The sequence below is a fragment of the Synergistota bacterium genome, from assembly GCA_021159885.1.
GTDB lineage: Bacteria > Synergistota > GBS-1 > GBS-1 > GBS-1 > AUK310.
This window is the reverse complement of record JAGHDO010000093.1, coordinates 1-5,569: the sequence shown is the minus strand read 5'-3', so window position 1 is coordinate 5,569 and position 5,569 is coordinate 1. Positions and strand designations below refer to the sequence as shown.

The 5,569-nt window shown below is 43.4% G+C and carries 7 protein-coding genes; 4 read left to right on the top strand and 3 right to left on the bottom strand.

Translation table 11 applies throughout. The features are described 5' to 3' along the window. Nucleotides 1-194: 194 nt before the first annotated feature. The 4 genes from J7M13_09625 to J7M13_09610 all read left to right on the top strand — a co-directional run bounded on the left by J7M13_09625 (nt 195) and on the right by J7M13_09610 (nt 3,801). A complete protein-coding gene (locus J7M13_09625; GenBank protein MCD6364237.1) occupies nt 195-1,007 on the top strand; it encodes a sugar phosphate isomerase/epimerase in 813 nt (270 codons plus the stop codon). Nucleotides 1,008-1,030: 23 nt separating this feature from the next. Next, a complete protein-coding gene (locus tag J7M13_09620) occupies nt 1,031-1,999 on the top strand; it encodes a sugar ABC transporter substrate-binding protein (GenBank protein MCD6364236.1) in 969 nt (322 codons plus the stop codon). A gap of 75 nt (nt 2,000-2,074) precedes the next feature. After that, nucleotides 2,075-3,046 carry an ABC transporter permease gene (locus tag J7M13_09615; GenBank protein ID MCD6364235.1) on the top strand — a complete coding sequence of 324 codons (972 nt, stop codon included), beginning with the start codon at nt 2,075-2,077 and terminating at the stop codon, nt 3,044-3,046. A gap of 5 nt (nt 3,047-3,051) precedes the next feature. After that, on the top strand, nt 3,052-3,801 hold the full coding sequence (locus J7M13_09610) for a sugar ABC transporter ATP-binding protein (protein ID MCD6364234.1): 750 nt from the start codon (nt 3,052-3,054) through the stop codon (nt 3,799-3,801). Nucleotides 3,802-3,817: 16 nt separating this feature from the next. On the opposite strand, the gene J7M13_09605 is transcribed toward J7M13_09610, so the two are convergent. The 3 genes from J7M13_09605 to J7M13_09595 form a co-directional block, all read right to left on the bottom strand. Beyond that, on the bottom strand, nt 3,818-4,741 hold the full coding sequence (locus tag J7M13_09605; protein ID MCD6364233.1) for a sugar phosphate isomerase/epimerase: 924 nt from the start codon (nt 4,739-4,741) through the stop codon (nt 3,818-3,820). A 198-nt stretch (nt 4,742-4,939) separates the two neighbouring features. Beyond that, the gene (locus tag J7M13_09600; GenBank protein MCD6364232.1) at nt 4,940-5,143 is read right to left on the bottom strand and encodes a hypothetical protein; all 204 of its coding nucleotides are present in this window, start codon (nt 5,141-5,143) and stop codon (nt 4,940-4,942) included. Then, on the bottom strand, nt 5,136-5,351 hold the full coding sequence (locus J7M13_09595; protein MCD6364231.1) for a nucleotidyltransferase domain-containing protein: 216 nt from the start codon (nt 5,349-5,351) through the stop codon (nt 5,136-5,138). The genes J7M13_09600 and J7M13_09595 overlap by 8 nt, the downstream gene beginning before the upstream one ends. Nucleotides 5,352-5,569: the final 218 nt, after the last annotated feature.

Genomic DNA, 5,569 nt, shown 5'->3' with positions numbered 1-5,569 from the left:
GCTTTCTTGGATTGGCTTGAGGAGTTTATAAATGAGATAATGGAAGTATTTCCTCCCGGAAAGCTTCCTCCCGTTGAAGAGATTACGGAGCGCGATCCCGAGGAAGTCGAGCAGTATATAAAGGGACCGCTAAAGGGTGGAAAAAGCATCTATCATCTTCACTATCCCCCTGCGTAGAGGAGCGAGTCTAAACCATGTATTCGCTATCGTTTGCGGTTTCCTTGCAGGAAACATCATTCGAGGCGATAGAGAAGCTGGGAAAGGATTTCCTCCTCCTGCTCAATCTCTATGGTTTTCATGGGGTTGAGTTTGCCATAAGAGATCCAGAAAAGGTCGATCTTTCAAGCATAAATCCCCTGCTTGAAAAGCTGGATCTGAAGGTAAGCGCTATAGGTACAGGGCAAGCTTTCGTTGACGAGGGGCTTTCACTTTCCTCTCCTGACCCTGAAATTAGAGAGAAAGCTATAGCTCGTCTTGAGTCTCACATGAAACTGTCTAAGAATATGCCGGGAAATCCATACATAATCGTAGGCCTTATAAGAGGAAAAAGCGAGGGAAGCGTTGAAAAAGCAATGAAAACCCTTACTTCTTCCATGCTCGAGGTTCTCGAGCTCGCGGAGAAACACGAGGTTAACATACTTATCGAGCCCATAAATAGATATGAGACCGATCTTATAAATACCGTGCCAGAAGCTATAAAATGGATAAAAGATCTTGGAAGCGAGAGGCTATTCCTTCTTGCCGATACCTTTCACATGAATATAGAGGAAAGAAGCATATTTGAGTCCATGAGACTTGCTGTGGCTCATCGCCTTCTGCGTTATGTACATATAGCGGATTCAAACAGGTGGGCTCCAGGATATGGTCATTTGGATCTTGAAAGGATCGTAAATGAGCTTCTTAAGCTCGGCTATAGCTGGTGGTTCTCAGGAGAAATGCTTCCCAAGCCATCTTTAGAAGAATGCGTTTATAGGATGGTAAGGGAGCTCTTCTGGGAGGAATCCTAAAAACGCAAGGAGGTGTTTCCCCCATGCGGAAACTGTGGGTTGGCTTGGTTTTAACGGCATTGGTCATCGGAGCGTTCACCCTGGCTCTCTATCCATCTGCGGCCTTGGCTAAGCAGCTTAGGTTCTATGTGGTTTCCCACGGAGGCCCCGGCGATCCCTTCTGGGGAGTAGTTATGAAAGGAATGGAGGATGCAGCCAAGAGGTTCGGTGTTAAAGCCACCTACCTCGGTCCGGAGAAGTTCTCCATAAAGAAGCTTGTCGACATGCTTAATAGTGCCATATCTGCGAAGCCGGATGGCTTAATAGTTACAATAACGAACGCGGTAGCGCTCGATGAGCCCTTGAGGAAGGCTATAAAGATGGGTATACCGGTTATAGCCATAAACGTTCCCGATACGAGACCGCCTGATAAGAGGATCCCATACCTGTGCTATGTTGGAATGGACGAGTACAGAGGTGGAGTGGAGGCTGCAAGGAGAATGCTCAAGGAGTTCACCCCAAAGAGGGCGATCGTTGCGATCCATGAGCCAGGGCATACCGGTCTTGAGCTTAGAGCAAAGGGTATAAAGGATGTCTTTTCCAAGAAGGGAATACCCGTTGAGGAGATTGATATAACGACTAATCCGACCAAGGCTGTTGGTATAATGGCAAGCTATCTCTCTCGCCACCCTGATACGGATGCGATATTCACCCTTGGTCCTATAGGAACTCAGCCCGCCTTGAAGCTCATTGAGGAGAAAGGACTCGTTGGAAAGGTAAAGGTTAGCGGTTGGGATCTTACTCCCCTTATGATAGAGGCTATAAAGAAGGGAGAACTTCTCTTCACGGTTGAGCAGCAGCAATACCTCCAGGGGTATCTCCCGATAGTATTCCTCTATCTCTATAACAAGTATGGGTTGGTTCCCCACGGAACCGTGCTTACAGGTCCATCCATCGTTGACAAGAGCAACGTTGATCTCGTAGCTAAGATGGTTAAGGCAGGATATAGATAATTCTTTTTCTTTCTGGCTCGTCAGCTCATCGAAGGAGCTGACGAGCCAGAACTTTCTAAAAGGAGGGATGGCTTTATGGAAGCTACCTTAAAGAAAAAGGAAATTCATAGGCTTATAAGATATAGCGAGATAGGTGCTCTTATAGGATTTCTCGGGGTTTTCGTGGTTTTCTCGGTTATTTCTAAAAATTTCCTTACTCCTTCTAACTTCGCAAGCATATTCACTATATCCGCCGAGCTTGGCATAGTTACGATTGGTATTACTTTCTTGATGATAGCGGGAGAATTTGATCTTTCGGTCGGTTCCGTTTTCGCCATAGTTCCAATGTTCGTCATTCTCTTTTCGTCTCACGGTATTCCCGTGGTAATCGCCTTTCTCCTCTCTATGCTCGTTGCTGCGGGCATAGGTTATCTTAATGGCGTTATAACTTTAAGAGCAGGAATCCCCTCCTTCATTACTACATTGGGAATGCAGATGTTCTGGAGGGGAATATTGCTTGCTGTAACTGGGGGTTTTCCCCTCTACTACAAAGGAAGCTTAGCTTTTCTTGGCATATTCGGTAAGGAGCTTGCTGGTGATATAAGGGCTTCCGGTATATGGTTTATACTTATAACCATTGTATTTTCAATAATTCTTACTAACACTCGATATGGAAACTGGGTCTTTGCCACTGGGGGTAATCCAAGGGTGGCAAAGGCTCTTGGGGTTTCGGCTAACAGAGTCAAGATGATAAACTTTATACTCTGTGCTCTCCTTGCGGGTTTCGCCGGAATGGCTAACTTAAGCAGATTTAAGATAGTGGACCCGACGCTCGGCATGGGGATGGAGCTTGAGGCGATAGCTGCTGCAGTCATCGGAGGAACCTTTTTAAACGGGGGTTATGGTAGCGTGATAGGAGCCTTTATAGGAGCTTTCCTGATAGGAATGGTTCAAAACGGATTGATTCTGGCGGGAGCTCCGCCATACTGGTACAGGGCCTTTATAGGGATAATTCTCGTTATAGCTGCTATCATAAACATGAAGATCAAAAGGGCGGTGGCTGGATAATGACGATGGAAATGCCTCTTGTTGAGATGAAAGGAATCGTTAAAAACTTTGGAAGGGTTCAAGCCTTAAGGGGCGTTGATTTTACCGTCGGGAAAAATGAAGTGGTAGGGCTTTTAGGAGACAACGGTGCGGGCAAATCAACCCTGATAAAGATACTCGTAGGCTTTTATCAGCCAGATGAGGGAGAGATATACTTTGAAGGTAAAAAGGTTAACTTTAGCTCTCCCAAAGATGCGAGAGCTATGGGAATAGAGACCGTCTATCAGGATCTCGCGCTTGTTGAGCTTATGAGCATAGCGAGGAACTTCTTCCTTGGAAGAGAGCTAACCTATAAGGTAGGGCCCTTTGAGCTTCTTGATAAAAGAAACATGAATAGGATAGCCAAAGAGATGTTAACTGATATAGGGGTTAAGGTGAGAGATGTTAACGAAACCGTTTCCTTTCTCTCAGGTGGTGAAAGACAGGCTATTGCCATTGGAAGAGCTATTCATTTTGGAGCAAAACTTCTTATACTTGATGAGCCAACGGCTGCCCTATCTATAAAGGAAACGCAAAGAGTTCTTGAGCTTATTCTCGAAGCCAAGTCAAGGGGGTTATCTGTTGTCTTCATAACACACAACATATATCACGTATATGAAGTGGCAGATAGATTTACACTTCTTGAACATGGCAAAAAGGTTGGAGACTTCACTAAAGAAGAGGTTACTCCGCAGGACATAATAGATATAATCTCGCGCGAGACAAAAGCTGCATAGCGCTTTTCGCTTTGAGCTATATATGGTGTATTTCTATCTTTTCGCCCTTAAGCAATCTTCTTATATTTATGGGAATATCGCGTAGTGCGTTGTAGTATCTCTCCCATGAGTTTATCTCGGCTATTATCACTCCATTGTACCCGTGCTTTCTTATAATTTCAAAAACCTTGTCATATGGGATCTCGCCCCACCCTATCGGCATATGAAGATCACCGAGACCAAGCGTTAACCTGAAAGTATCCGTGTTTTCTATGTCGTATCCATAAAGGAACGGAGGCTCTCCGAAATTATCGTGGACGTGAATATGTATGGTATACTCCATCGCTCTTTCGATCTCGTCAAGAAACCTGTATCTAACGCCCCTCGTTTTGCCCCAGAAGTAGAGGTGACCTATATCGAGCGTTAAACCTACATTAGGCTTATCAACCGCCTTAACGAGCTCGAGAACGCTTCTTAAGGATTGGTAGACGTTTTCAACCCCTATCCTGATCTCTTTCTCCGACGCGTAGTTAGCGAGTCTCTTTAAACTTTCTATCTCGTTTTCTCTCTGTTCATACTCCGTGAACTCAGCGCCGTTTTCATCATACTTAAGATAGCTACCACAGTGATAAACGAGGATTCGCGCACCTATAAGGTGCGCGAAATCTATTGTCGCCTTCATTGAGCTGAACTGTATTCTCTTATTAAATATATCTTTAAGGTTAATTATATCTGCTGCGTGGACGGTATATTTCAGATTGTGCTTTTTAAGAATATCTATGATCAAATTTATCTTAAACTTGTTTACCTTCCCGTGAATTATGCCGTCAACGCCGTGGGGAGAAATCTCCACATAGTCAAAGCCAAACTCCTCAAAAACGGAGAGCTCCTCATCAAATCTCTTTAGATTTCCGTTGATTCTTTTCGAGTCGGCGTTAATTCCTATTCCTTCGATCTCCATCCTCTCTTACTTTAAGAGTTTCCGAAGTCGCATATATTATACTAAAAGAGAGAGTTTTTATATCCGGTCTTCTACTCCTTTCCTACGCCTGGAGAAATGCTTTCATAATCACATCCTCTCCAATCTCACCCATTCTTATTTTTACTTCAAATTTTAAAGCTTTTCACTATATGTAATAATCTTCAGTATCCTTCAGTTTTAACTTCTTAGATACTTAACACCTTTTTCCATCCTTAAGGTTTTTCTCGCCCATTCTATGGCTTCTTTTACATCCTCCTTAGTGATTTTCCGCTTTTTAATTTTCTTTTTTATCTTTTTTTCTAAGGCTACTATCTTAACTGAACTTTCATTTTCCATTTCTAAAATGTCCATTAAAAATTCTTTATCTGTTCTTTCAGACATAGGTGATGCTCCTTTCTATGCTCCTTCTCACATAGGGAATCCTTATGCTCTCGAGCCCTCCTTTGGTGTATATATCAATGTCGCTCTTTTGACTCGCTTTACACTTAGCAAACGAGCCGAATATTCCCAGGCGTATTACTCCGAACCGTTTTTTAAGAAATTCCTTGCGAGTCTTGAGAAGCTCTATCGCTTTTTTAAGATTTTCCACACCGCTTGCGAGTTCTCTTTTATATTGTTCACTCTCTTACCCCTTCACCTAAAGAGATTATGTTTTCTTAATCGCTCCCAGAATTCTCTTGGAGAAAGGATTTCTATATTTCTATACTTCCGGAGACTGAGCAGTTCTTTATCTCCTGTGATCAAAAACTGGACATTTCCTGCTAAAGCAGTTCCTATTACTGGAAGGTCCTTTTGATCTTTTAATAG